This is a genomic window from Amycolatopsis sp. ATCC 39116, from assembly GCF_000231075.2.
Taxonomy (GTDB): Bacteria; Actinomycetota; Actinomycetes; order Mycobacteriales; family Pseudonocardiaceae; genus Amycolatopsis_E; species Amycolatopsis_E tucumanensis.
The window spans coordinates 15,824-38,640 of sequence record NZ_AFWY03000031.1 but is presented as its reverse complement, the minus strand read 5'-3'; the positions used below and the strand labels follow the sequence as shown (position 1 = coordinate 38,640).

23 protein-coding genes and 1 pseudogene are annotated in these 22,817 nt (G+C 73.6%); 15 read left to right on the top strand and 9 right to left on the bottom strand.

What is annotated here, in order from left to right; all coding sequences use genetic code 11:
• Positions 1 to 3: 3 nt before the first annotated feature.
• Entirely contained in the window at positions 4 to 1,920 is a 1,917-nt protein-coding gene (locus AMY39116_RS0326385; RefSeq protein ID WP_020420616.1) for a primary-amine oxidase, read from the top strand.
• Here AMY39116_RS0326385 and AMY39116_RS0326380 read toward each other — a convergent pair.
• Positions 1,841 to 2,845: a LysR family transcriptional regulator gene (locus tag AMY39116_RS0326380; RefSeq protein WP_020420615.1), complete on the bottom strand. Its 1,005-nt coding sequence runs from the start codon at positions 2,843 to 2,845 to the stop codon at positions 1,841 to 1,843. The two genes, AMY39116_RS0326385 and AMY39116_RS0326380, sit on opposite strands and share 80 nt — an antisense overlap.
• Positions 2,846 to 2,944: 99 nt before the next feature.
• Between AMY39116_RS0326380 and AMY39116_RS0326375 the strand changes: the two genes are divergently transcribed.
• From AMY39116_RS0326375 to AMY39116_RS0326360, 4 genes are read left to right on the top strand one after another with little or no spacing between them, the layout of a single operon-like run.
• A complete protein-coding gene (locus tag AMY39116_RS0326375) occupies positions 2,945 to 4,219 on the top strand; it encodes a CitMHS family transporter (RefSeq protein WP_020420614.1) in 1,275 nt (424 codons plus the stop codon).
• An 8-nt stretch (positions 4,220 to 4,227) separates the two neighbouring features.
• Positions 4,228 to 5,520, top strand: coding sequence for an acyclic terpene utilization AtuA family protein (locus AMY39116_RS0326370; RefSeq protein WP_020420613.1), 1,293 nt, complete (start codon positions 4,228 to 4,230; stop codon positions 5,518 to 5,520).
• Complete coding sequence (locus AMY39116_RS0326365; RefSeq protein WP_235716226.1) at positions 5,520 to 5,828, top strand: hypothetical protein; 309 nt, start codon at positions 5,520 to 5,522, stop codon at positions 5,826 to 5,828. Before AMY39116_RS0326370 ends, AMY39116_RS0326365 begins: the two co-directional genes overlap by 1 nt.
• Before the next feature lie 10 nt (positions 5,829 to 5,838).
• Complete coding sequence (locus AMY39116_RS0326360) at positions 5,839 to 6,873, top strand: DNA polymerase IV (protein ID WP_020420611.1); 1,035 nt, start codon at positions 5,839 to 5,841, stop codon at positions 6,871 to 6,873.
• A gap of 165 nt (positions 6,874 to 7,038) precedes the next feature.
• Here the strand turns inward: AMY39116_RS0326360 and AMY39116_RS0326355 are convergent, their stop codons facing one another.
• Positions 7,039 to 7,677 (bottom strand): CGNR zinc finger domain-containing protein, encoded by a 639-nt coding sequence (locus AMY39116_RS0326355; RefSeq protein WP_020420610.1) that lies wholly within the window; start codon positions 7,675 to 7,677, stop codon positions 7,039 to 7,041.
• A 52-nt stretch (positions 7,678 to 7,729) separates the two neighbouring features.
• Between AMY39116_RS0326355 and AMY39116_RS0326350 the strand changes: the two genes are divergently transcribed.
• Complete coding sequence (locus tag AMY39116_RS0326350) at positions 7,730 to 8,647, top strand: DMT family transporter (protein ID WP_020420609.1); 918 nt, start codon at positions 7,730 to 7,732, stop codon at positions 8,645 to 8,647.
• Here AMY39116_RS0326350 and AMY39116_RS0326345 read toward each other — a convergent pair.
• Positions 8,553 to 9,491, bottom strand: coding sequence for a zinc-binding dehydrogenase (locus tag AMY39116_RS0326345; RefSeq protein WP_020420608.1), 939 nt, complete (start codon positions 9,489 to 9,491; stop codon positions 8,553 to 8,555). The two genes, AMY39116_RS0326350 and AMY39116_RS0326345, sit on opposite strands and share 95 nt — an antisense overlap.
• Positions 9,492 to 9,548: 57 nt before the next feature.
• On the opposite strand from AMY39116_RS0326345, the gene AMY39116_RS0326340 reads away from it, so the two are divergent.
• The 3 genes from AMY39116_RS0326340 (at position 9,549) to AMY39116_RS0326330 (ending at position 13,247) form a co-directional block, all read left to right on the top strand.
• Entirely contained in the window at positions 9,549 to 10,403 is an 855-nt protein-coding gene (locus AMY39116_RS0326340) for a universal stress protein (RefSeq protein ID WP_039791771.1), read from the top strand.
• Between the two features lie 226 nt (positions 10,404 to 10,629).
• Positions 10,630 to 11,400 carry an ABC transporter ATP-binding protein gene (locus AMY39116_RS0326335; RefSeq protein ID WP_020420606.1) on the top strand — a complete coding sequence of 257 codons (771 nt, stop codon included), beginning with the start codon at positions 10,630 to 10,632 and terminating at the stop codon, positions 11,398 to 11,400.
• A gap of 2 nt (positions 11,401 to 11,402) precedes the next feature.
• Entirely contained in the window at positions 11,403 to 13,247 is a 1,845-nt protein-coding gene (locus AMY39116_RS0326330; protein ID WP_020420605.1) for an FtsX-like permease family protein, read from the top strand.
• Here AMY39116_RS0326330 and AMY39116_RS0326325 read toward each other — a convergent pair.
• The 4 genes and pseudogenes from AMY39116_RS0326325 to AMY39116_RS47625 form a co-directional block, all read right to left on the bottom strand.
• A complete protein-coding gene (locus tag AMY39116_RS0326325) occupies positions 13,228 to 14,415 on the bottom strand; it encodes a cytochrome P450 (protein ID WP_020420604.1) in 1,188 nt (395 codons plus the stop codon). The genes AMY39116_RS0326330 and AMY39116_RS0326325 overlap by 20 nt on opposite strands.
• A 14-nt stretch (positions 14,416 to 14,429) precedes the next feature.
• Complete coding sequence (locus AMY39116_RS0326320; RefSeq protein ID WP_020420603.1) at positions 14,430 to 15,359, bottom strand: PDR/VanB family oxidoreductase; 930 nt, start codon at positions 15,357 to 15,359, stop codon at positions 14,430 to 14,432.
• A gap of 83 nt (positions 15,360 to 15,442) precedes the next feature.
• Positions 15,443 to 15,940 (bottom strand): IclR family transcriptional regulator, encoded by a 498-nt coding sequence (locus AMY39116_RS43590; protein ID WP_020420602.1) that lies wholly within the window; start codon positions 15,938 to 15,940, stop codon positions 15,443 to 15,445.
• 139 nt (positions 15,941 to 16,079) lie between these two features.
• Positions 16,080 to 16,160, bottom strand: a pseudogene (locus tag AMY39116_RS47625) (helix-turn-helix domain-containing protein); the annotation flags it as partial.
• 130 nt (positions 16,161 to 16,290) lie between these two features.
• Between AMY39116_RS47625 and AMY39116_RS0326310 the strand changes: the two are divergent.
• The gene (locus AMY39116_RS0326310) at positions 16,291 to 16,707 is read left to right on the top strand and encodes a winged helix-turn-helix domain-containing protein (protein WP_020420600.1); all 417 of its coding nucleotides are present in this window, start codon (positions 16,291 to 16,293) and stop codon (positions 16,705 to 16,707) included.
• Here the strand turns inward: AMY39116_RS0326310 and AMY39116_RS0326305 are convergent.
• Positions 16,700 to 17,038 (bottom strand): cupin domain-containing protein, encoded by a 339-nt coding sequence (locus AMY39116_RS0326305; protein WP_020420599.1) that lies wholly within the window; start codon positions 17,036 to 17,038, stop codon positions 16,700 to 16,702. The two genes, AMY39116_RS0326310 and AMY39116_RS0326305, sit on opposite strands and share 8 nt — an antisense overlap.
• Before the next feature lie 169 nt (positions 17,039 to 17,207).
• Between AMY39116_RS0326305 and AMY39116_RS0326300 the strand changes: the two genes are divergently transcribed.
• The 5 genes from AMY39116_RS0326300 (at position 17,208) to AMY39116_RS0326280 (ending at position 21,914) form a co-directional block, all read left to right on the top strand.
• Positions 17,208 to 18,032: an ABC transporter permease gene (locus tag AMY39116_RS0326300; protein WP_020420598.1), complete on the top strand. Its 825-nt coding sequence runs from the start codon at positions 17,208 to 17,210 to the stop codon at positions 18,030 to 18,032.
• The gene (locus AMY39116_RS0326295; RefSeq protein WP_020420597.1) at positions 18,017 to 18,727 is read left to right on the top strand and encodes an ABC transporter ATP-binding protein; all 711 of its coding nucleotides are present in this window, start codon (positions 18,017 to 18,019) and stop codon (positions 18,725 to 18,727) included. Before AMY39116_RS0326300 ends, AMY39116_RS0326295 begins: the two co-directional genes overlap by 16 nt.
• Complete coding sequence (locus AMY39116_RS0326290; RefSeq protein WP_027936243.1) at positions 18,714 to 19,724, top strand: ABC transporter substrate-binding protein; 1,011 nt, start codon at positions 18,714 to 18,716, stop codon at positions 19,722 to 19,724. The genes AMY39116_RS0326295 and AMY39116_RS0326290 overlap by 14 nt, the downstream gene beginning before the upstream one ends.
• 2 nt (positions 19,725 to 19,726) lie before the next feature.
• Positions 19,727 to 20,884 carry an LLM class flavin-dependent oxidoreductase gene (locus tag AMY39116_RS0326285; RefSeq protein WP_039791770.1) on the top strand — a complete coding sequence of 386 codons (1,158 nt, stop codon included), beginning with the start codon at positions 19,727 to 19,729 and terminating at the stop codon, positions 20,882 to 20,884.
• Between the two features lie 61 nt (positions 20,885 to 20,945).
• Positions 20,946 to 21,914: a serine hydrolase gene (locus AMY39116_RS0326280; RefSeq protein ID WP_020420594.1), complete on the top strand. Its 969-nt coding sequence runs from the start codon at positions 20,946 to 20,948 to the stop codon at positions 21,912 to 21,914.
• Here AMY39116_RS0326280 and AMY39116_RS0326275 read toward each other — a convergent pair.
• The gene (locus AMY39116_RS0326275) at positions 21,904 to 22,812 is read right to left on the bottom strand and encodes a proline dehydrogenase family protein (RefSeq protein WP_020420593.1); all 909 of its coding nucleotides are present in this window, start codon (positions 22,810 to 22,812) and stop codon (positions 21,904 to 21,906) included. The genes AMY39116_RS0326280 and AMY39116_RS0326275 overlap by 11 nt on opposite strands.
• Between the last annotated feature and the right edge of the window lie 5 nt (positions 22,813 to 22,817).

Sequence of the window (22,817 nt, the reverse complement as noted above, 5' to 3'; positions counted from 1 at the left end):
CCGATGACACTCGCCGAAGAACGCACCACCACGACGCATCCGCTCGACCCGATGACCGAGGACGAGGTCCGCGTGGTCCGGGAGGTGCTCAGCGCCGCCGGGCTGCTGGGGGAGTCCGTCCGGTTCGCCTTCCTGGCGCTGGAGGAGCCGGGCAAGGCCGTGGTGCGCGCGCACCGGCCGGGCGACGAGGTGGACCGCCGGTTCCGGGCGATCCTGCTCGACCTGGCCGACGGCTCCTCGAAGGACGTCGTCGTGTCGGCCACCCGGTCCACTGTGGACGAACTGCGGGAGATCGACCCGGTCGCCGACGGCCAGCCGCCGATCATCGACACCGAGTTCGAGCTCATCGAGGACATCCTCAACGCCGAACCGCGGTGGACCGATGCCCTGCGCAAGCGCGGCCTGGACCCGGCCACCGTGCGCGCGGTGCCGCTGTCCGCCGGTTCCTACGACCACCCCGGGGAGACCGGCCGCCGCGTGGTGCGGGCGCTGGGCTTCCAGCAGCTCCACGAGAAGGACCACCCGTGGGCGCACCCGGTGGACGGGCTGGTCGCCTACGTCGACCTCACCGCCCGCGCGGTGACGACCGTGATCGACCACCGGGAGCTGCCGGTGCCGCAGGAGCCGGGCAACTTCGACGACCCGGCGCAGACCGGGCCGCACCGCACCACGCTCAAGCCGATCGAGATCACCCAGCCGGACGGCCCGAGCTACGCGGTCGAGGGCAGCCGGGTGCGGTGGGAGAACTGGGACCTGCGGATCGGCTTCAACGAGCGGGAAGGCCTCACCCTGCACGAGATCTCGTTCCACGAGCGGCCGGTCCTGTACCGGGCGTCGGTGGCCGAGATGGTGGTGCCCTACGCCGACCCGTCGCCGGTGCGGTTCTGGCAGAACTACTTCGACTGCGGCGAGTACATGTTCGCCCGCTACACCAACTCGCTGGAGCTGGGCTGCGACTGCCTCGGCGAGATCCGCTACTTCGACGCGGTGGTGGCCGACGACCTGGGCGAGCCGCGCACCATCCGCAACGCGATCTGCATGCACGAAGAGGACTTCGGCGTGCTGTGGAAGCACAGCGACATGTTCGCCGGCTCCCACGAGACGCGGCGGCAGCGGCGGCTGGTGGTGTCGTTCTTCACCACGATCGGCAACTACGACTACGGCTTCTACTGGTATTTCTACCTCGACGGCACGATCGAGCTGGAGGCCAAGGCCACCGGCGTCACGTTCACCTCGGCCTACCCCGCGGAGGGGCACGAGTACGCCACCGAAATGGCGCCCGGCCTCGGCGCGCCCTACCACCAGCACCTGTTCTGCGCGCGGCTGGACGTCAGCGTCGACGGCGACCGAAACGCCGTGGACGAGGTCGACGCGGTGCGGGTGCCGGTGAGCGAGGCCAACCCGTACGGCAACGCCTTCCGCGAGGCGCGCACGCGGTTGACCCGTGAGTCCGAAGCGGCGCGGGCGGCCGACAACACCCGCGGCCGGGTGTGGCACATCGTCAACCCGGAGCGGCAGAACCGCTTCGGCCGCAACCCGGCCTACGTGCTCTACCCGGAGGGCCAGCCGACACTGCTGGCGGACGAGTCCTCGTCGGTGCACGCGCGGGCCACCTTCGCCACGAAGCACCTGTGGGTGACCCGCTACTCCGACGCCGAGCGCTACCCGGCCGGCGACCTGGTGAACCAGAACCCCGGCGGCGCCGGGCTGCCCGCGTGGACCGCGGCCGACCGGGACATCGACGGCGAGGACATCGTGCTGTGGCACACCTTCGGGCTGACGCACTTCCCGCGCCCGGAGGACTGGCCGGTGATGCCGGTGGACTACACCGGGTTCAAGCTCAAGCCGGTGGGGTTCTTCGACCGGAACCCGACGCTGGACGTGCCGCCGTCGACGGGCGGTCACTGCCACGGCGGGTGAGCCAGCGCGTGTGAGCCGGCAGGCCGTCGCCGCGGTCCCGGGCCTGGAGGAGGGCCTCGGTGAACGCGGCGACGGCCCGCGGGCGCGGCCGGGACGGGTCGCGGACCAGCGCGACCGTGCGTTCGGCACGCGGCCCGTCCAGCGGCAGGCTGCGCAGCCCGGCGAAGGCGACCAGTGGCAGCACCAGGCCGGGGATCGCGGAGACGCCCAGCCCGGCGGCGGCGAGCCCGGCGACCGCGGCGATGTTGCGTGCTTCGATCGTGTGGCCGGGCGCGACCCCGGCCTCGGCGAGCGCGTGGTCGACCAGCGGGCGGATGCTGCTGCCGGGGGAGAAGGCGATGAACGGCTCGCCCTGGATCCGTTGCCAGGACAGGGTTTCCGCGTCCGCGAAGGGGTGGCCGGGCGGGAAGACGCAGCAGCACTCGTCGGCGGCCAGCGGCTGCACCTCCAGGTCGTCCGGGGCCTCGCCGACGACGGTGACCGCGAGGTCCACCGCGCCCGACCGCACCCGGGCGAGCACCTCGTCCGACAGGCAGTCCTCGATGGACAGTTCCACGCCGGGCCATTCGTGGCGGTAGCGGGCGATGACCGGGGGCAGCAGGATCGCCGCCAGCGACGGCAGGGTCGCCACCCGGACGTGCCCGCGGGTGCCGGCGAGGAATCCGGTGAAGTGCCGCAGCCCGGCGTCGAACGAGGCCAGCACCTCACGCGCGATCCGGGTGAACTCCACGCCCTCCGCGGTCGGCACGAGCCGCCGGGTGGTCCGCTCGAACAACGCCACACCCACCTTGCGCTCCACCTCGGCGACCGTGCGGCTCAGCGACGACTGGGCCAGGTGCAACCGCTGGGCGGCCGTGGTGAACCCGCCCGCGTCGGCCACCTCGACCACGGCCCGGAGCTGCTGCACCGTCAGATCCATGCGCATGGTGCATGAGTCTATGCCCAACTCTTGTTTGACCTCGATAGCTGTGATGCCGCAGAGTCGGCAGACGTCACCGTCGACAGCGCACTGGAGGTCCCCGAGATGCTTGCCCTGGCGGGCTTTCTGACGATCGGCGTGTTCCTCGCCGGGGTGCTCTCGCGCCGCGTCTCGGTCCTGCTGGCGCTGACCGTCGTCCCGGTCGTCGCCGCGCTCGCCGTGGGCGCGGCCCCGCGGCTGGGCGAGCTGATCGGCAAGGGGCTCACCACCGTCGCCCCGGTCGCGATCATGATCACCTTCGCGGTCCTCTACTTCTGCCTGATGATCGACGCCGGCCTGTTCGACCCGGCCGTGCGGCGGATCCTGCGGTGGGCGGGCGGCGACCCGCTGAAGATCACGGTCGGGACCGCGGCGCTCACCGTGCTGGTCGCCCTCGACGGCGACGGCGCCTCGACGTTCCTGATCACGGTGTCCGCGCTGCTGCCGATCTACCAGCGGATGGGGATGCGCCGGCTGGTGCTCGCCGGGGTCGTCGCGCTCGGCGCCGGGGTGATGAACCTGGTGCCGTGGGGCGGGCCGACCGCGCGGGCGATGGCCGCGCTGAACGCCGACAGCGGCCGCATCTTCCTGCCGCTGCTGCCCGCGATGCTGGCCGGGATCGCGTGGGTGCTCGTCGCCGCGTGGCTGATCGGCCGCGCCGAGCGCAAGCGGATCGGGGTGCTCGACCTGGACGGCCCTGCCGCCGCCGTGGAACGCACCCGGGCCGAGCGCGTCCGGTACTGGGCCAACGTCGTGCTCACCCTCGCGCTGGTGGCCGCCCTGCTGGCCCAGGTGGCGAAGCTGGAGGTGCTGTTCGTCGGCGCGTTCGTGCTCGCACTGCTGATCAACCGTCCGAAGTGGAGCCAGCAGCAGGAGCTGTTCGAAAAGCACGGGCACAACGTGGTGCTGGTGACCACGATGATCTTCGCCGCCGGGGTGTTCACCGGGATCCTGTCCGGCACCGGGATGATCGAGGCGATGGCGCGGGCGCTGGTGAGCGTCGTGCCGGACTGGGCGGGCGGCGCGCTGCCGGCGCTGACCGCGTTGACCGGGATGCCGCTGAGCCTCGTGTTCACCCCCGACGCCTACTACTTCGGGGTGATGCCGGTGCTCGCCGAGACCAGCGCCGCGCTCGGCGGCGACCCGGCCGAGATCGCCCGCGCCGCGCTGCTCGGGCAGATGACCACCGGGTTCCCGCTCAGCCCGCTGACCGCGTCCACGTTCATCCTCGTCGGCATGGCGGGCGTGGACCTGGGCGAGCACCAGCGGTTCGCCTTCAAGTGGGCGTTCGGGACCACCGTCGTGATGACCGCCGTCGCCCTGGCCGTGGGCGCGATCTGAGGGAGAGCATGAACTGCGTACGGATCGGCGGGGGAGCCGGCTTCGCGGGGGACCGGTTCGAGCCCGCGGAAGCGCTCGCCCGCGACGGGGAGCTCGACGACCTCGTGCTGGAATGCCTGGCGGAGCGCACGATCGCGCTCGGCCAGCAGCGCAGGCTGGCCGACCCCGCGACGGGGTACGACCCGCGGCTGCTCGCCCGGTTCGAACGGCTGCTGCCTCTCTGCGCCGCGCGGGGCGTGCGGGTGATCACGAACATGGGCGCGGCGAACCCCCTTGCCGCCGGCCGGGTGACGGCGGAGCTGGTCGAGCGGCTCGGCCTCGGCCTGTCCGTCGCGGTGGTGACCGGGGACGACGTGCTCGACCGGATCGACCCGTCCGCCCCGGCGCTGGAAACCGGCCGCCCGCTGGCCGAGCACGGGGAACTCGTGTCCGCCAACGCCTATCTCGGCGCCGAGCAGATCATGCCGGCACTGGAGACCGGTGCGGACGTGGTGCTCACCGGCCGCGTCGCCGATCCCTCGTTGTTCACCGCGCCACTGGCCCAGCGGCTCGGGTGGGACCTGCGCGATCCCGCGGCGATGGCCGCCGGGACCGTGGCCGGGCACCTGCTGGAGTGCGCCGGGCAGCTCACCGGCGGGTACTTCGCCGACCCCGGCCGCAAGGACGTGCCCGGGCTGGCCGAGCTGGGGTTCCCGTACGCCGACGTGACCGCCGACGGCGACGTGGAGGTGTCGAAGCTGCCCGGCACCGGTGGTCTGGTGTCCCGCGCGACGGTGCGGGAGCAACTGCTGTACGAGGTGACCGACCCGACGGCATACCTCACCCCGGACGTCACGCTCGACCTGCGCGGGGTGACCGTCGCCGAGACCGGGCCGGACCGGGTGGCGGTGCGCGGCGCGGTCGGGCGGGCGCGGCCGGAGAAGTTCAAGGTCAGCGTCGGCTACCGCGCCGGGTGGCGGGCCGAAGCCGGGATTTCCTACGCCGGACCAGGCGCCCGGGCGCGCGCCGAGCTGGCCGGTGAGGTGGTCCTGCGGCGGCTCGCGGGCACCCGCGTGCGGGCCGACGTGCTGGGGGCGGAGGGGTCGCCGGAGTGCCGGTTGCGGATCGCCGCGTCGGCCGCGGACCGGGCGTCGGCCGAGGTCGTGTGCCACGAGGTGGAGGCGCTCTACACGAACGGGCCGGCCGGGGGCGGAGGCGTCCGGACGGCCGTGACGGAGGTGATCGGGATCGTGTCCACGCTGATCGACCGGGACCGGGTCGAGCCCGCGGTGACCGTGATCGGAGTTCCGTCGTGCGGGTGATGTTGCACGAGGTCGCGCACTGCCGGGCCGGCGACAAGGGCGACACGTCGATCCTGTCGCTGTTCCCCTTCGACGACCGGCATTTCGCGGAGCTGGAGCGCGAGGTGACTGCGGAGCGGGTGCGGGAACACCTCGCTGGTCAGGTGCGCGGCGAGGTGGTGCGTTACGTGCTGCCGAAGCTGTGTGCGCTGCAGTTCCGGTGCCGTCAGGCGCTCGACGGCGGGGTGACGACGTCGCTCGCGCTGGACACCCACGGCAAGGGGCTGAGTTCGCGTCTGCTGGCGATGGAGATCGAGCTGTCCGGCTAGCCTGGGTGGCGTGTCTGCGGACGACTGGGTCCTGCACGTGGACCTGGACCAGTTCATCGCGGCGGTCGAGGTCGCCCGGCACCCCGAGCTGCGCGGGAAACCGGTGGTGGTCGGCGGGAACGGGGACCCCTCCGAGCGGGCGGTCGTGGCGACCGCGTCGTACGAGGCGCGCGAGTTCGGGATCCAGTCCGGCATGCCGTTGCGGACGGCGGCGAAGCGGTGCCCGGACGCGGTCTTCCTGCCGGTCGACAAGGAGGCCTACGAAGAGGTCTCGGAGCGGGTGATGGCGACGCTGCGGGGCTTCCCGGTGGTCGTGGAGGTGATCGGGTGGGACGAGGCGTTCGTCGGCGCCCGGGTGGCGGACCCGGAGGCGCTGGCGGCGGACATCCGGGCGCGGGTGGCCGCGGAGACCGGGATGTCGTGCGCGGTCGGGATCGGGGACAACAAGGTGCGGGCCAAGATCGCGACCGGGTTCGCCAAGCCGGGCGGGATCTACCGGCTGACGCGGGCGAACTGGGTCGCGGTGATGGCCGACCGGCCCACCGACGCGCTGTGGGGGATCGGGCGCAAGACGGCGAAGAAGCTGGCGGAGGCCGGGCTGACCACGGTGCGGGACCTCGGCACGGCCGACCCGGACGAGCTGGCGAAGCGGTTCGGGCCGACGATGGGGCCGTGGTACCGGCTGCTCGCCCAGGGCGCGGGGGACACCGAGGTGACGGCGACGCCGTACCTGGCGAGGTCGCGGAGCCGGGAGACGACGTTCCAGACGGATCTGGACGACCGCGCCGCGGTGGACGCGCAGGTGTCGGCACTGGCGGCGCGGGTCGCGGAGGACGTCGTGGGGGAGGGGCGCCCCGCGGTGCGGATCGGGGTGAAGGTGCGGTTCAAGCCGTTCCTCACCTACACGCGCAGCCTGACCCTGCCCGCGCCGACGAGCGATCCGGTGGAGATCGAGCGCGCGGCACTGTCGTTGTTGGACCGTTTCGAGTGGACCCGGCCGGTGCGCCTGCTGGGCGTACGAGCCGAGTTCAACCGCGACGAGTGATGCCCGCCCCGGTTGTGTGGTTTCGGGGGGACGGCCGGGCGCGTGTGGTCCGTCAGCGCCGGGCGCGGTGGTAGTGGCGGCCGGCCCGCGACGAGCGAGGCCACTGCCGCGGGGCGACGGTCTGACCCTGCCGGCGCTGCGCGCCGCGCGCGGGGGCGTGGCCTGTCAGCGGCGGGCGCGGTGGTAGTGGCGCCGGGCCCGCTCGCGATTGCCGCAGTCGGCGGAGCTGCACCAGCGGCGGGAGCCGTTGCGGCTGCGGTCCAGGAAGAGCCAGCCGCAGCCGTCGTCGGCGCAGCGGCGCAGCCGGGTCAGGTCCTCGAACTGCAGCAGCCGCCACGTCTCCAGCGCGAGCGCGTCGCGCAGGTCCCGCGTGCCGTGGAGCGGGATCCGCCACTCGAGCGGCACCACCGACACGACCTCCGCCCGCGCCAGCGCACCCACGATCAGCCGCCGCAACGGTTCGACGTCCCCGGGCTCCGCGCCGGTCGCCAGCGGCTCCAGCACCCGGTGGGCTGCCTCTCGGAGCTCGCGCACCTCCGCCACGCCACCGCCCGGCTCCAGCACCTGGTGGGCCGCCTCCCGAAGCTCGCGCACCTCCGCCACGCCACCGCCCGGCTCCGGCACCTGGTGGGCCGCCTCCCGCACCTCCGCCACGCCACCGTCCGGAGCCACCGTGAACCCCGCCGCCTCGGCCCAGCGCCGCAGCGCGTCGTCGTCCGGTAGCCGCTCCTCGCGGCGTGCCGGGTCCAGGCGCCACGCGACCGTGTTGACCAGGTCGAGCACCACGTGACCGCCGACGAACATCTAACGAGCATAACTGGTGTTTGGCCGTTAGGTCCACGGGTAGCCGAGGGGTATGCGACCTGCCTGGGGTGTCGCGACGGGGGCGCTCGCCGTCTCCGCGTCGGCCGTGCTGATCGAGCTGTCCGGGACGGCGCCGGGCACCGCCTCGTTCTACCGGTGCCTGTTCGCGCTGGCCCCGCTGGCGGTGCTCGCCCGCGCCGAACACGGCGGCGCGCTCGACCGATCCGAACGGGTGCGCGCGGTACTGGCGGGCGCGTTGTTCGCCGGGGACAGTCTGCTGTGGACACAGGCGATCGGCGAGATCGGGGCCGGGCTGTCCACCGTGCTGGTCAACCTGCAGGTCGTGCTCGTGCCGGTGATCGCCTGGGCAGCCGACCGGGAGCCGGTGTCCCGCCGCTACTTCGCGGCGGTCGCGCTGGTGCTGCCGGGAGTGGTGCTCGCCGCGGGCGTGACCGGCGGCCCGGCGTCGGTGGCCGGGACGATCCACGCGTCACTGGCCGCCCTGTGCTACTCAGGCTTCCTGTACCTGCTGCGCCGCGGCGGGCAGGACGGGCGGACCCGGCGGTCCTACCTCGTCGTCACCGCCTCCGCCGCGGTCGTGTCGCTGGCCGCCGGGTTCCTCGGCTACGGGCTCGACCTGACGCCGGGGTGGGCCGCGATCGGCTGGCTGGTGGTCGTCGCGGTGTGCGGGCAGGTCGTCGGCTGGCTCCTGGTCGCGACCAACACGCCGCGGCTGCCCAGCGCGGTCGGGGCGGTGCTGCTCCTGCTCACCCCGGTGGGCGCGGTCGTGCTGGGCGCCCTGGTGCTGGGGGAACGGCTGTCGCCACCGCAGCTGCTCGGCTGCGCCATGGTTCTGGCCGGTGCGGTACTGGCCGCTAGATCACCAGCAGCGTCTTCCCCTTGGCGCAGCGGGACTCCAGCGCGCGGTGCGCGTCCGCGGCGCGACTCAGCGGGAAGGTCTGCCCGATGACCGTGCGCACCGCGCCGCGGGCGGCCAGGCGCAGCATCCGTTCGGTGCGGGCGCGGCGGCCGGGCTCGTACTCCCGCAACTGCTCCAGGCCGTAGGCCGTCACGTCCGGCCGCACCTCGTCCACCGCGACCGGCGCGCCGCCGGCCCACCCGTAGTTCGAGTACCGCCCGCCCGTCACGACCAGCTTGGCCGCCACCCGGCCCAGGTCGCCGCCCACCCCGTCGAACGCCACGTCCACCGGCCCCACCTCGTCGGTCCAGCCGGGCTCGCTGTAGTCGGCCACCGCGTCCGCGCCCAGCGCGCGCACCATCTCCAGCTTCTCCGCGCCCCGCGCCACGCCGATCACGTACGCCCCCGCCGCGTGCGCGAGCTGCACCAGCAGGGTGCCCAGCCCGCCCGCGGCCGGCTGCACCAGCACCCGCTCACCGCGCCGCACCGCGGCCCGCTCGAACACCGCCAGCGCGGTGGATCCGTCGTGCAGCAACGCCACCGCCTCCCGCAACCCCACGCCCGGCGGGACGCGGATCAGCTGCCCGGGCGTGGCCGGCACCTGTTCGGCGTACGCGCCGTCGACGTCGGCCAGCACCCACTCGCCGCACCACGACGGGTCCGTCCCCACGCCGATCTCCGTGACCTGTCCGGCGGCGCCCGCGCCGGGCACGTACGGCGGCGTCACCGGGAACAGGTGCCCGGCCTCGCCGCGGCGGATCACCGTGTCGATCCACAGCACGCCGGCCACCTTCACCTCGACCACGACCTGCCCGGGCCCCGGGTGCGGGTCCGGCACCCGCTTCACCCGCAACACTTCGGGGCCGCCGAACCGCACCGCCTCGATCACGCGCATGGGGCCAGGCTGCAACCTCCACCGCGCTGGAGGTCAAGCGTGAGTAGCGTGGGCGGCATGGCGGACGAGATCGTGGTCGGGGTGGACGGTTCGGCGGCGGCGCTGGACGCCGTCCGGTGGGCGGCGGGCGAGGCCGCGTTGCGGAAGCTGGCGCTGCGCCTGGTCTACGCGGCCGACGTCACGGGCGGCCGGTTCGACGGCGGGCTGCCGGTACCACAGAGCTTCTTCGACGAGCTGCAGCGCGCCGGGCAGCAGCTGCTGGCGGACGCGGCGGCCGTGGCGGGCGAGGTGACCGTGTCGACGGAGATGCCGCTGGAGCCGGCGGTGCCCCTGCTGCTGGAGTGCTCCCGCACGGCCCGGATGGTCGTGCTCGGCTCGTCCGGGCGGGGCGGGTTCACCGGGATGCTGGCCGGGTCGACGGCCGTGTCGGTCAGCGCGCACGCGTCGTGCCCGGTCGCGGTGGTCCGCGGCCGCCCGGACGCGGCCGGCCCGGTGGTCGTGGGCGTCGACGGCAGCCCGACCAGCGAGGAAGCGCTGAAGGTGGCGTTCGACGAGGCCGCGTGGCGGGAGGTGCCGCTGGTGGCGATCCACGCCTGGAGCGACGCCGACTACGGTGTCCCGCTGCCCGCCCCGGACCTCGACTGGGCCGAGGTGGAGCGCGAACAGCAGCGGCTGCTGGCCGAACGCCTGGCGGGAAGGCAGGAGCGCTACCCGGACGTGCGCGTGGAGCGGGTCGTGGTGCGGGACCGCCCGCGGGACGAGCTGCTGGCCCGCAGCCGGGACGCTCAGCTGGTCGTCGTGGGCAGCCGCGGCCGCGGCGGGTTCCGGGGACTGGTGCTCGGGTCGACGAGCCAGGCGCTCATCCACCACGCCGACTGTCCCGTGCTGGTCGTGCGGCCGCAGGCCGGCTGAGCGCGCAGGTCGCGCGAGGAGCGGATAGCCGGGTCGCTCGGTCGCGCAGCTGGGCGGGCTGCACACTCAGGCCCCGCTGCGGGGGCCGAGTTCGGGAGGCGGTGCGGCCGGGGGGCCGGTGCGCCCCCGCAGGCCGCGCAGGGAGCCGGGGGTAGGGCCAGCCCCACCGGGGATTCGGTGGTCGGCACCGCTGACCGGCGCCCCGATCCGCGATGGGATCTAACCCATGACAACGCCTCTGGAAACCGCCGTCGCCGGCCGGCTTCGGCCGCACGGGGAGCCGGCCGTCGAGCTTCGGGCCGTTTCCCGCACCTACGCCGCCGGCCAGCACGAGGTCCGCGCGCTCGACGGGGTCACCGTCGCCTTCCCCGCCGGGTCCTGGACCGCCGTCATGGGGCCCTCCGGCTCCGGCAAGTCGACCCTCCTGCACTGCGCCGCCGGCCTGGAACGCGTCACCACCGGGCAGGTCCTCCTCGGCGGCGAGGACATCACCACCGCCGACGACGCCCACCTCACCGCGCTCCGCCGCAGCGAGATCGGCTTCGTCTTCCAGAGCTTCAACCTCATCGGCTCACTCACCGCCGAGCAGAACGTCGCACTGCCGCTCAAGCTCGCCGGCACCCGGCCGTCCACGAAGGACGTTCGCGCCGTGCTCGCCGCCGTCGGGCTCGACGACCGCCGCCGGCACCGGCCCCGCGAGCTGTCCGGCGGCCAGCAGCAGCGCGTCGCGATCGCCAGGGCCATGGTCACCCGCCCGCGCGTCCTCTTCGCCGACGAACCCACCGGCGCCCTCGACTCCGCCGCGGCCCGCAAGGTCCTCGGCCTGCTGCGCGACCTCGTCACCGCGGGCCAGAGCATCGTCATGGTCACCCACGACCCGGCCGCCGCGGCCAGCGCCGACTCCGTGGTGTTCCTCCGCGACGGCCGCGTCGTCGACCACGCCGTCACCCCGACCGCCCGTGAGGTCGCCGACCGCCTCGCCCGGCTGGAGGCCTGACCGTGTTGCGACTGTCCTGGAACACCTTCACCGACCGCTGGACGCTGTTCCTCGGCGCCATCCTCACCGTCTGCCTCGGCGTCGCGCTCGTCCAGTCGTCCCTGCTGATCCTCGTCTCCGCGGCGACCGCGGGCGGCGAGGTCGTCGAGGCGGTCACCCTGCTCGGCCTGACCCTGGGCATCTCGGCGTTCCTCGCGGTGTTCATCGTCAGCTCCACCTTCGCCTTCACCGTCGCCCAGCGCCGCCGCGACCTGGCGCTGCTGCGGCTCGTCGGCGGCGGGCGCGGCCAGGTCCGCCGCCTGCTGCTGTCCGAGGCCGTGCTGCTGGGCGTGCTCGGCACCGCCTTCGGCGTCCCGCTCGGCCTGCTGGTGATGCGGATCCAGACCTGGCTGCTGCGCGAACTCGGCTTCGTCCCGTCCGCGTTCACCCCGCGCTGGCAGGACTGGATCCTCGGCGTGTCCGCCGGCATCGGGCTCGGTGTCGCGGTCGCCGGGGTGCTCGCCGCGTCCCGCCGCGCCGCGAAGGTGCGCCCGCTGGAAGCCCTGCGCGAGACCGGCGCGGCGGCCCGCGTCATGACCGGCGCTCGCTGGTTCTTCGGCGTGCTGTTCCTGGCCGGGGCGGTCGCCATGGCGATCGTGTCCGCGTTCGCCCCGCCCGAGGGCGCCATCGCGTTGTCGATCAACACCGCGCTCGCCGCCGCGGTCGCCCTGACCGCGCTGAGCCCGCTGGTCGTGCCCGCGGCGGGGCGCATCGCCGGGCTGGTCCTGCGCGGGCCCCTGGGACGGCTCGCCGAGGCGAACCTGCGCGACGGCGTCCGCCGCAGCGCCTCCACCGCCGCGCCGCTGATCGTGCTCGTCGCGCTGCTGGTCGCCCAGGCGGGCACGCTCGCCACCATCGGCAAGGGCGCCGAAATCGAGCAGCGCGCCGACATCCGCGGCGACCTCGTGGTGACCACCACCGGACCGTCCGATCTGGACGGTCCCGGCGTCGCCGCGGTGTCCCCGCAGACCCGGGTGCCGGTTTCGGTCGTCACCTACAGCGACGACGACACCGACACCGAACAGGGCTACGCCGCCGCGATCGACCCCGCCGCCTACGCCGCGACCCACGTGCGCGGCCCGGAACAGGGATCGCTCGCCGACCTGACGGGGCCGACCATCGCCGTCGCCTCCGGGTTCCAGCCGGTCGGCAGCACCGTCACCGCCCGGATCGGCGACAGCGAGCTGGACCTGCGGGTCGTGGCCGTGCTGCCGGCGACCCTCGGCGGCGGCGCGGACTTCCTGCTGCCGCGCGAGATCGTGCCCGCCGCGGTGCTGTCCGCCGCGCCCACCGAATCCATCGTCCGGCTGGGGCCCGGCGCGGACGCGAGCGCGCTCGCCGGCCGCGGCGAAGTGACCACAGTGGACGACTGGATCGCCGCCAACAGCGCAGAGCAGCAGGACACCAGCACGGGCATCATGACCGTGATCATGGGCCTGTCCGGGCTGTACGCGCTGATCGCGGTGGTCAACGCCGTGGTCATCGCCGCCGCCGACCGGCGCCGCGAGTTCGCCGTGGCCAGGGTGACCGGCCTGACCCGCGCGCAGGTGGTGCGGTCCGCGGTGCTGGAGTCCGGCGCGGTCACCGGCATCGGACTGGTGCTGGGCGGCCTCGCCGCGACCACGACCCTGATCGGGATCTCCGCCGCGGCGGGACGGATCGCCGGGCAGAGCGTCCTGGTGGTGCCGTGGGCGCTGATCGCGGTCGTGGTGCTGGGGGCGTTCGCGGTGGTCGGCGCGACCAGCGCGTGGACGGCGCTGTCCGCGACCCGGCCCAACCCGGTGTCGCTCACCGGTGCGGCGGAGTGAGGTGCAGCCGCATCGGCAACGACCGCCAGGCACGCAACGTGTTGTTCAGGTGGCGGGTGCCCGGGCCGAGCAATTCGAACCGGCGCACCCGCTTCGCCAGCGCGGTCAGCAGCGCCTCGGCCTCCAGCCGGGCGACGTGCTGGCCGACGCACTGGTGCAGGCCCATCCCGAACCCGACGTGGCCGGACGGGTCGCGGCCGAGGTCGAAGACGTCCGGATCGGCCCATTGGCGCGGATCCCGGTTCGCCGCGCCGAGGAACATCAGGATCTTGTGCCCGGCCGGGATCGTCACGTCCGCGACCCGGGTGTCCCGGGTGGCCGTGCGGAAGAACGTCTGCACCGGCGACTGCCAGCGCACCGCCTCGTCGAAGGCAGCGCGGGCCAGCCGGGGTTCCGCGCGCAGCCGGTCCCACTGGCCCGGGTGCGTGGCGAACGCGTAGAGCACCGCGGCCAGCCCGTGCACCGTCGTGTCCACCCCGGCCGTGAGCAGCGACCGGACCACCAGCGGCGCCTGCTCGTGGGTGATCTCGCCGCGGTCGGCGGCCGCCCAGATCGCCGCGCCGAAGCCGTCGCCGGTGAGCCGGTCGCGGGCGCACTGCTCGTTCACCCACCCCGACCACCGCGGCATGTCTGGCGCCAGCGCGGTGACCAGCTCGTTGCGCGGGCCGAACGCGTTGAAGGCGAAATTGCCGTAGGGCAACAGGTTCTCGCGCCCCGCGCGGCCGATCCCGACCGCGTCCGGGAACACCCGCAGCGGGAACGCCTCGGCGAGCGCGGGGACGACGTCGAGCTCGGTGTCCAGCACGCGCTCGACCAGGTCCTCGGCCGCGGCGAACCAGTCCTCGCGCAGCTTCCGTAACGCGCGCGGGCCGAGGATGCCGGACAGCACCCGGCGCGGGGCGTCGTGGCGCGGCGGGTCCGCCTCGAGCAGCAGGCTCGGCGGCCGCCACGGCTCCTCGACGTGGAAGTTGGCCAGCCCGACCCCCGCGGCGGAGGAGAAGTCCTGCCAGTTCGTCAGCGCGGCGTGCACGTGCTCGTAGCGGGCGAGGGCGTAAACGTCGTAGCGGCTCAGGCGCACGACCGGGCCGGCGTCACGCAGCTTGGCGTGCAGGGGTTCCGGTTCGGCCAGGACCTCGGGCGCGAACGGGTCGGTGTCGTCGGTGATCACGAATTCTCCTCAGGTCACAGGTCGAGGACGAGGCGGTCGGTGCACGAGCGGGACACGCACACGAACATGACCTCGCCCGCGGCGCGTTCGTGGTCGGCGAGGATCGAGTCGCGGTGGTCCGGAACTCCGGCCAGGACACCGGTTTCGCAGGTGCCGCAGGTGCCTTGCCGGCACGAGGACAGCACGTCCACCCCCGCGCCGCGCACCGCTTCCAGCACCGAGGTCCCCGGCGTGACGGTGACGGTCGCCCCGGTCCGCCGCAGCTCGACCTCGAACGGCTCGTCCCGCGCCGGCGCCTGCTCGCGTGCCGTGAAGCGCTCGACGTGCAGGGAGAACGCCGGCCAGTCGCGGCACGCGGATTCGACGGCGGCCAGCAGGGGAGCGGGCCCGCAGCAGTAGACCTTCGTGCCGGGGCGCGGGGTGCCGAGCCAGGACGCCAGGTCGAGCAGGCCGTGTTCGTCCTCGGGCACCAGGTGGACGCGGTCGCCGTAGGAGGCGAGCTCGTCGGTGAAGGCCATCGACGCTCTACGGCGGCCGCCGTAGAGCAGGGTCCACTCGGCGCCGAGCAGGTCCGCCTGGTGGATCATCGGCAGCAGCGGGGTGATCCCGATGCCGCCCGCGACGAACAGGTAGCCGTCGCTGGGCACGAGCGGGAAGTTGTTGCGTGGCCCGCCCACCCCGACGCGATCGCCGACGCGCAGGTGGTCGTGCACGTAAGCCGAGCCGCCGCGTCCCCGCGGTTCGCGCAGCACGCCGATGCGGTAGCGGTGCGCGTCCCACCGGTCGCCGCACAGCGAGTACTGCCGGGTCAGTCCGTTCGGCAGCACGAGGTCGATGTGCGCGCCGGGGGTCCAGTCCGGCAGCCGTCCGCCGTCCGGACGGGACAGGGTCAGCGCCAGCACCCCCTCGGCGCGTTCTTCGCGGGCGGTGACCTCCAGGGTCACGACTTGGCTCACCGGACGCCTCCTTGCGCTGGGTTGCTGGCACGCAGGATGCGATTTCGCGACGACGGGCGGCGACCGGGTTCTCAATGAATGAGAGGCGAGGGCGGCAGCGAGCGGGTGATGCCGCGCGCGGCGGCCATCAGGATGCCGGTGACCGCCCTGCTCTCGGCCGTGTTGGGCACGATGACCGACAGCGCCGCGACGACGGCGCCGCGGGCGTCCTTGACCGGCACGGCGACGCCGAGCGCTTCCTCGTGGATGTGGCCCGGGCACCAGGCGAAACCCTGCTTGCGGATGTCGGCGAGCGTGCTCCGCAGGCGGTCCGGGGTGGTGATCGTGTTCGCGGTGTAGGCCCGCATCGGCCCGGCGAGCACGCGGTCGCGCAGGTCGGCGGGCCCGTGGGCGAGCAGGACGAGCCCGGAGGAGGACGCGTGCATCGGCAGCCGCCCGGCGATGCGGGTGTAGTTGATGACCGCCTTCGGGGCGGAGAGGCGCTCCAGGAAGATCACCTCGTCGCCGTCGCGGACCCCGAGCTGCACGTGGTGCCCGACGACCGCGTGGACGTCCTCCATGAACGGCATGGCCGCGTCGCGCAGCGTGGCCGTGGGGGAGGCGCAGGGCCAGCTCCCACATCCGCACGCCGATCCGCACCCGCCGGTCGTCGTCGCGTGTGAGCAGGCCGTGGCCGGTGAGCTCGGCGACCAGGCGGGACGCGGTCGCCAGGTGCAGCCCGGTCCGCCGGGCGATTTCGGAGACCTGCAGGACCGGCTCCTCCGCCGTGAACGCCTCGAAGATCCGCACCGCGCGGGAGAGGACGGATTCACCGGTCGGCTGCCTGGGCACGGCCCGAGTGTGTCACGGATCCGCGCGAGCCCGGCCCACCTGCCGGGACGCGATTGACCGGCCAGGGCCGTCGTGGCTTGCTGGGATCATGACGCAGTCCCTCACCCGGGTCGACCGGCCGGACGGCGCGGTCGAGCTGCACATCGTGGTCCACGGCGATCCGGACCGCATCGGCGCGGTGATCGGCGAAGCGCTCGGCGCGCTGGAACCCGCGCCGGAACCGGCACTGCGCATCGACACCACGTCGCGCCGGGTCCGCTCGCACGGCGCCGAGATCGAGCTCACCCGGCTCGAATACGAGCTGCTGCTGTTCCTGGCGCGCCACCCCGGCCGGGTCTTCGACCGCGCGGCCCTCACCGAGCACGTGTGGCGCCTGCCCGGACCGAGCCGCGGCCGCACGATCGACGTGCACGTGCGCAAGCTGCGCAGCAAGATCGACCGGTTTTCGATCACCACCGTGCGCGGCGTCGGCTACCGGTTCGACGGCCGCGCCGACATCACCTGAGCACGCGCCCCACCTCCGGCGGCGGCGCCTTGAACTCCAGCCACCGGCTGTCGGTCACCGCGGCGACCGTGTGCCGCACCCCGCGCGGGTGCACCAGCGTGTCCCCGGCGCCGAGCCGCGCCTCCCGCCCGTCCACCGAGCCGGTCAGCTCACCGGACAGCACGTAGATGAAGCTGTCGTGGTCGTGGAAGTGCTCGGGCGAAGCCACCCCGGCGGGGTATTCCAGTTCGAGCAGCAGCCCGCGCTCGGTGTTCTGCAGGACGCGGAAGCGGCCGGAACCGCCGAGGAGCGGGAGTCCCTCGACGGAGGTCAGTGGCTGGAAGTCGGTCACCGGGGCAGCCTGACCGCCGATCGGCTGTCCTGTCAACGTTTCCCCAAGTGGTGAAAGAAACTCCGGCCTGCTCAGCGGAACCGGTTCCGCGATCCGGGAGCACGTTGACCCACCCGATCGTGGGAGGAAGCATTTTCGGTGAAACCCCCGAAAAAATGGGAGAAGATCCGTGTCGCTTTCCGCAACGGACGTTCTCGCGCGCCCGGAGGAGGCAACCGGGACGCGGCCGCGTCCGGCCCGGAGACGCCGCCTGCCCGACCTGCGCCGCTGGATCAGTCCACTCGCGCTGCTCGCCCTGTGGCAGCTCGCGTCCTCGACGGGCGTGCTGTCCCCGGACAAACTGAGTTCACCGTGGACGGTCCTGCAGGCCGGTGCCGAGACCGCACGGTCCGGCGAACTGGGCGAGGCGTTCGCCGTGTCGATCGTGCGCGTCGGCCTCGGCTTCGCGATCGGCGCCGGCGTCGCGCTGGTGCTGGGCGTGGTCGCCGGCCTGTCCCGCTGGGGCGGGGTGCTCATCGACCCGCCCGTGCAGATGCTGCGCACCCTGCCGTTCCTGGGCCTGATCCCGCTGTTCATCCTGTGGTTCGGCATCGGCGAGGAACCGAAGATCGTCCTGGTCGCGCTGGGTGTTGCGTTCCCGCTCTACCTCAACATCTACTCCGGCATCCGCAACGTCGACGACCACCTCGTCGAGGCCACCACCGCGCTCGGCTACACCCGCTGGGAGCGGCTGGTCCACGTGGTGCTGCCGTCCGCGGTGCCGCAGACACTGGTGGGGTTGCGGCAGGCGCTGGGCGTCGCGTGGCTCGCGCTGATCGTCGGCGAGACCGTGAACGCCGACGCGGGTCTGGGCTACCTCATCAACAACGCGCGGGAGTTCCTGCGCACCGACGTGATCGTGGTCGGCCTGATCGTCTACGCCGCGCTCGGCCTGATCACCGACGCGCTGGTCCGCCTGATCGAACGGAGGGCGCTGCGGTGGCGCGGGAACTGATCGCCAGGGTGCACGGCCTGACCAAGCGCTTCGGCGAGCGCGCCGTGCTGTCCGATGTGGACCTCGAGATCGGGCGCGGCGAGTTCGTCGCCCTGCTCGGCCGCAGCGGCTCGGGCAAGTCGACGCTGCTGCGGATCCTCGCCGGGCTGGACACCGCCATCGAGGGCGAGGCCAGGGTCGAAGGCGCGGTGTCCGTGGCGTTCCAGCAACCCCGGCTGCTGCCGTGGCGGCGGGTGTGGCGCAACGTCGTCCTGGGCCTGCGCGACCGCGGCCGCGACCGGGCGCTCGCCGAGCGCGCGCTGGCCGAGGTGCGCCTCGCCGACCACGCCGACGCCTGGCCGCGCACCCTGTCCGGCGGTGAGGCGCAACGGGTCTCGCTCGCCAGGGCGCTGGTGCGGGAACCGGACCTGCTGCTGCTCGACGAGCCGTTCGGCGCGCTGGACGCGCTGACCCGGCTGGCGATGCACCGGCTCGTCGAGGACCTGTGGCGCGAGCACCGGCCGGGCGTGCTGCTCGTGACCCACGACGTGGACGAGGCGCTGCTGCTCGCCGACCGCGTCCTCGTGCTGGGGGAGGGGCGGATCATCGCCGAGCACGTCCTGGACCACCCGCGGCCCCGCGCCGTGTCCGACCACATCGACGTTCGCGCCAGGGTGCTGGCCGATCTGGGAGTGACCGACCATGCGATTGCCTAGAGTCCTCGCCGCCGTCACCGCGCTCGCGCTGACACTCACCGCGTGCGGCGGGGCGAGCGAGCCGTCGTCGAGCCCGTCCGTGCCGCCGCCGGTCAGCGCGGCCGACCTGGCGAAGGTGACGTTGAAGGTGGGCGACCAGAAGGGTGGTTCGCAGGCCCTGCTCAAGTCCGCCGGCCTGCTGACCGACCTGCCGTACAAGATCGAGTGGTCCACCTTCACCTCCGGCCCGCCGCTGCTGGAGGCCGCCTCCGCCGGCGCCATCGACATCGGCGGCGTCGGCAACACGCCGCCGATCTTCGCCGCGGCCGCGAAGGCGAAGATCTCGATCGTCAGCTCCGCGCAGGGCAACGTCGCCAGCGACGCCCTGCTGGTGACCGCCGATTCGCCCCTGCGGACCGTCGCCGACCTCAAGGGCAAGACCATCGGCGTGGCCAAGGGCAGCTCGGCGCACGGCCAGATCCTGCTGACCCTGGCCAGGAACGGACTGTCCACGAAGGACGTCAAGCTGTCCTTCCTGCAGCCGGCCGACGCCTACGGCGCGTTCACCCAGCGCCAGATCGACGCGTGGGCGGTGTGGGACCCCTACACCTCGCAGGCCAAGCTGGAGGCGAACGCCCGGGTACTGGCCGACGGCACCGGGGTCGCCAACGGCTACACCTTCCAGGTCGCCGGGCACAACGCGCTGTCCGACGCCGGCAAGAACGCCGCGATCCGCGACTACGTCGTGCGGATCGCCAAGGCGCAGCAGTGGGCCGACACCCACCGCGAGCAGTGGGCCCAGGCCTGGTCCGCGGAGACCGGGCTGAAGCCGGAGGTCACGCTCGCCGCCGTGGGGAACGGCCCGGACCTGCCCGTGCCGCTGGACGACAAGGTGATCGCCTCCGAGCAGGAGCTCGCCGACGCGTTCGCCGACGACAAGGTGCTGCCCGGCAAGATCGACTTCGCGGGGTTCACCGATACCCGGTTCGCCGCCGACCTGGCCGCAGCGAGGGGATGACGATGACGATCACACCGCACTGGTTCCTGCCCACCACCGGCGACGGCCGGACCATCGTGGAACGGTTCCACGCCAACCGGTCCCTCGGGCCGGTCGCGCAGCGCGAACCCACCATCGACTACCTGGCGCAGGTCGCCCGCGCCGCCGAGCAGCTCGGCTTCGAGGGCGTGCTCACCCCGACCGGCACCTGGTGCGAGGACGCCTGGCTGACCACGGCGGCGCTGATCCGCGAGACCAAGCGGCTCAAGTACCTCGTCGCGTTCCGCCCCGGCGTCATCTCGCCGACCCTGGCCGCCCAGATGGCCGCCACTTACCAGCGGATCTCCGGTGGGCGGCTGCTGCTCAACATCGTCACCGGCGGCGATTCGATCGAGCAGAAGCGGTTCGGCGACTTCCACGACCACGACCAGCGCTACGCCCGCACCGACGAGTTCCTCACGATCGCGCGGGGGGTGTGGAGCGGCGAGCCGTTCGACTTCACCGGCGAGCACCTCTCGGTCGAGGGCGCGACGGTGCTCGCCCCGCCGGACCCGGTGCCGCCGCTGTACTTCGGCGGCTCGTCCCCGGCCGCGCTGCCGGTCGCGGCCCGGCACGCCGACGTCTACCTGACCTGGGGCGAGCCGCCCGCCCAGGTCGCGGACAAGATCCGGCGCGTGCGGGAGCTGGCCGAGGCGCAGGGGCGGACGATCCGGTTCGGCATCCGGCTGCACACCCTGTCCCGGGACAGCTCGGCCGAGGCGTGGGCGGAGGCGCAGAAGCTGCTGGACGCGCTGAGCCCGGAGCAGGTGGCGAAGGCGCAGGCGCAGCTGGCCGCCAGCGAGTCCGAGGGGCAGCGGCGGATGGTCGCCCTGCACGGCGGCGGCCTGGACCGCGGCGTGCGCGGGCTGGAGATCCACCCGAACCTGTGGGCCGGCATCGGCCTGGTCCGCGGCGGCGCGGGCACGGCGCTGGTGGGCAGCCACGGCGAGGTCGCCGACCTCATCGAGGAGTACCACTCGCTCGGCATCGAGGAGTTCGTGTTGTCCGGGTACCCGCACCTGGAGGAGGCGTACTGGTTCGCCGAGGGCGTGCTGCCCGAGCTGGCGCACCGCGGCCTGCTGCGCGGCACGCGCGACCAGCGGAGCACCCTGCGGGAGGAGCGGCACGTCGCAGCTCAGTGAATTCAGGGCCGCTCGGTAAAACCAGGTGAGCCGATCCCCTCCACCCGGCAGGATGGCCCGGGTGGAGGGGATCGACGCGCTCGCTGACGACACCGGGTTCTCCGGGGTGATCCGGGTGGACTCCGGCGGCCGCACGTTCGCCAAGGCCTACGGCTTCGCCCACCGCGGGCTTCGCGTGCCCAACACGGTCGGCACCCGGTTCGCGCTGGCCAGCGGCACCAAGGGCCTCACCGCGCTCACCGTCGCCGCGCTGGCCGAGCGCGGTGTGCTCGGTCTGGACACCACGGCCCGGTCGCTGCTCGGCGACGACCTGCCGCTGATCGGCGACGAGGTCACCGTCGAACACCTCCTCGCCCACCGCTCGGGCATCGGCGACTACTGCGACGAGGACGTCGACCGGCCGATCACCGACCACATCCTGCCCGTGCCGGTGCACGAGCTGGCCGCCACCGAGGACTACCTGCGCGTCCTGGACGGGCATCCGCCGAAGTTCCCGCCGGGGCAGCGGTTCTCCTACTGCAACAGCGGTTACGTGGTGCTCGCCCTCCTCGCGGAGCGGGCCGCGGGCCGCCCGTTCGCCGGCCTGGTGCACGACCTGGTGTGCGTGCCCGCCGGCATGACGGACACGGCGTTCCTCCGCTCCGACGAGCCCGCGGCCGGGGTCGCCCTCGGCTACGTCGGCGAGCGGCGGACCAACGTGTTCCACCTGCCCGTGCTCGGCAGCGGCGACGGCGGGATCTACTCCACCGCCGCCGACGTCCACGCGTTCTGGACGGCGTTGTCCGCCGGGCGGATCGTGACGCTGTCGCGGGTGCGCCGGCTGACCGATCCCCGCAGCGACGTCCCGGAGGAGGGCCTGCGGTACGGGCTCGGGTTCTGGCTCGACGGCGACGCGGTCCGGCTGGAGGGCTACGACGCCGGCGTGTCGTTCCGGACCGTCCACAGTGGTGCGACGACCTGGACGGTGCTGTCCAACACCTCCGACGGCGCGTGGCCGGTCGCGCGCCGGATCGCCGAGCTCACCGCGTGACCAGCGCCCGCAGGAAGAACGCCAGGTTCGCCGGACGCTCCGCCAGGCGGCGCATGAAGTAGCCGTACCACTCGTCGCCGTAGGGCAGGTAGACGCGCACCGCGTGATCGCGCGCGAGCCGCCGCTGCTCGGCGTCCCGGACGCCGTACAGCATCTGGAACTCCCAGTCCGGGCGGTCCTTCCCCAGTTCCGCGGCGATCGCGATCATCCGCGGGTCGTGGGTGGCGACCATCGGGTGCCCGGCCCCGTCCATCAGCACCCGCAGGCAGCGCACGTAGGACCGGTCCACTTCGGACTTGTCTGGATATGCGACGGAGGCGGGCTCGGCGTACGCGCCCTTGCACAGCCGGACCCGCGAGCCCGCGTACGCCAGGTCCCGGCAGTCCTGCTCGGTGCGCCGCAGGTAGGCCTGCAGGACCGCGCCGACCCACGGGAAGTCCGCACGCAGCTCCCGCAGCACGCCGAGGGCGGCGTCGGTCGTGGTGTGGTCCTCCATGTCCAGCGTGACCGTGGTGCCCGCGGCGGCCGCGGTCGCACAGATGCGGCGCGCGTTGTCCAGGGCGACGCGGTCGCCGTCGGGCAGGCGCAGCCCGACGGCGGACAGCTTCACCGACACCTCGGCGTCCGGTGCGAGACCGTGGTCGGCCAGCAGCGTCAGCAGTTCGGCGTACGCCTTCACCGTGGCGGCGGCCATCGACGGGTCGGTGGTGTCCTCGCCGAGGTGGTCGAGCGTGACCGCCCGGCCGCTGCCGATCAGGTTGGCGGTCACGGCGAGTGCGTCGTCCACAGTGGACCCCGCGACGAACCGGTGGACCACCGGGCGGGTCAGCGGGGTCCGCTCGACGAGGGACCGGCAGGCCGGCGACCCGGCCGCGGCGAGCAGTGCGGTGCGCAGCACGGCGG

What these genes read in the sequence shown, in the direction of transcription:
- AMY39116_RS0326335 (WP_020420606.1), top strand. Translation starts at nt 10,630, where the DNA reads ATGACAACGCCTCTGGAAACCGCCGTCGCCGGCCGGCTTCGGCCGCAC.
- AMY39116_RS43590 (WP_020420602.1), bottom strand. Translation starts at nt 15,940, where the DNA reads ATGCCGTTCATGGAGGACGTCCACGCGGTCGTCGGGCACCACGTGCAG.
- AMY39116_RS0326345 (WP_020420608.1), bottom strand. Translation starts at nt 9,491, where the DNA reads ATGCGCGTGATCGAGGCGGTGCGGTTCGGCGGCCCCGAAGTGTTGCGG.
- AMY39116_RS0326310 (WP_020420600.1), top strand. Translation starts at nt 16,291, where the DNA reads ATGACGCAGTCCCTCACCCGGGTCGACCGGCCGGACGGCGCGGTCGAG.
- AMY39116_RS0326285 (WP_039791770.1), top strand. Translation starts at nt 19,727, where the DNA reads ATGACGATCACACCGCACTGGTTCCTGCCCACCACCGGCGACGGCCGG.
- AMY39116_RS0326340 (WP_039791771.1), top strand. Translation starts at nt 9,549, where the DNA reads ATGGCGGACGAGATCGTGGTCGGGGTGGACGGTTCGGCGGCGGCGCTG.
- AMY39116_RS0326290 (WP_027936243.1), top strand. Translation starts at nt 18,714, where the DNA reads ATGCGATTGCCTAGAGTCCTCGCCGCCGTCACCGCGCTCGCGCTGACA.
- AMY39116_RS0326370 (WP_020420613.1), top strand. Translation starts at nt 4,228, where the DNA reads ATGAACTGCGTACGGATCGGCGGGGGAGCCGGCTTCGCGGGGGACCGG.
- AMY39116_RS0326355 (WP_020420610.1), bottom strand. Translation starts at nt 7,677, where the DNA reads ATGTTCGTCGGCGGTCACGTGGTGCTCGACCTGGTCAACACGGTCGCG.
- AMY39116_RS0326385 (WP_020420616.1), top strand. Translation starts at nt 4, where the DNA reads ATGACACTCGCCGAAGAACGCACCACCACGACGCATCCGCTCGACCCG.
- AMY39116_RS0326350 (WP_020420609.1), top strand. Translation starts at nt 7,730, where the DNA reads ATGCGACCTGCCTGGGGTGTCGCGACGGGGGCGCTCGCCGTCTCCGCG.
- AMY39116_RS0326380 (WP_020420615.1), bottom strand. Translation starts at nt 2,845, where the DNA reads ATGCGCATGGATCTGACGGTGCAGCAGCTCCGGGCCGTGGTCGAGGTG.
- AMY39116_RS0326365 (WP_235716226.1), top strand. Translation starts at nt 5,520, where the DNA reads ATGTTGCACGAGGTCGCGCACTGCCGGGCCGGCGACAAGGGCGACACG.
- AMY39116_RS0326375 (WP_020420614.1), top strand. Translation starts at nt 2,945, where the DNA reads ATGCTTGCCCTGGCGGGCTTTCTGACGATCGGCGTGTTCCTCGCCGGG.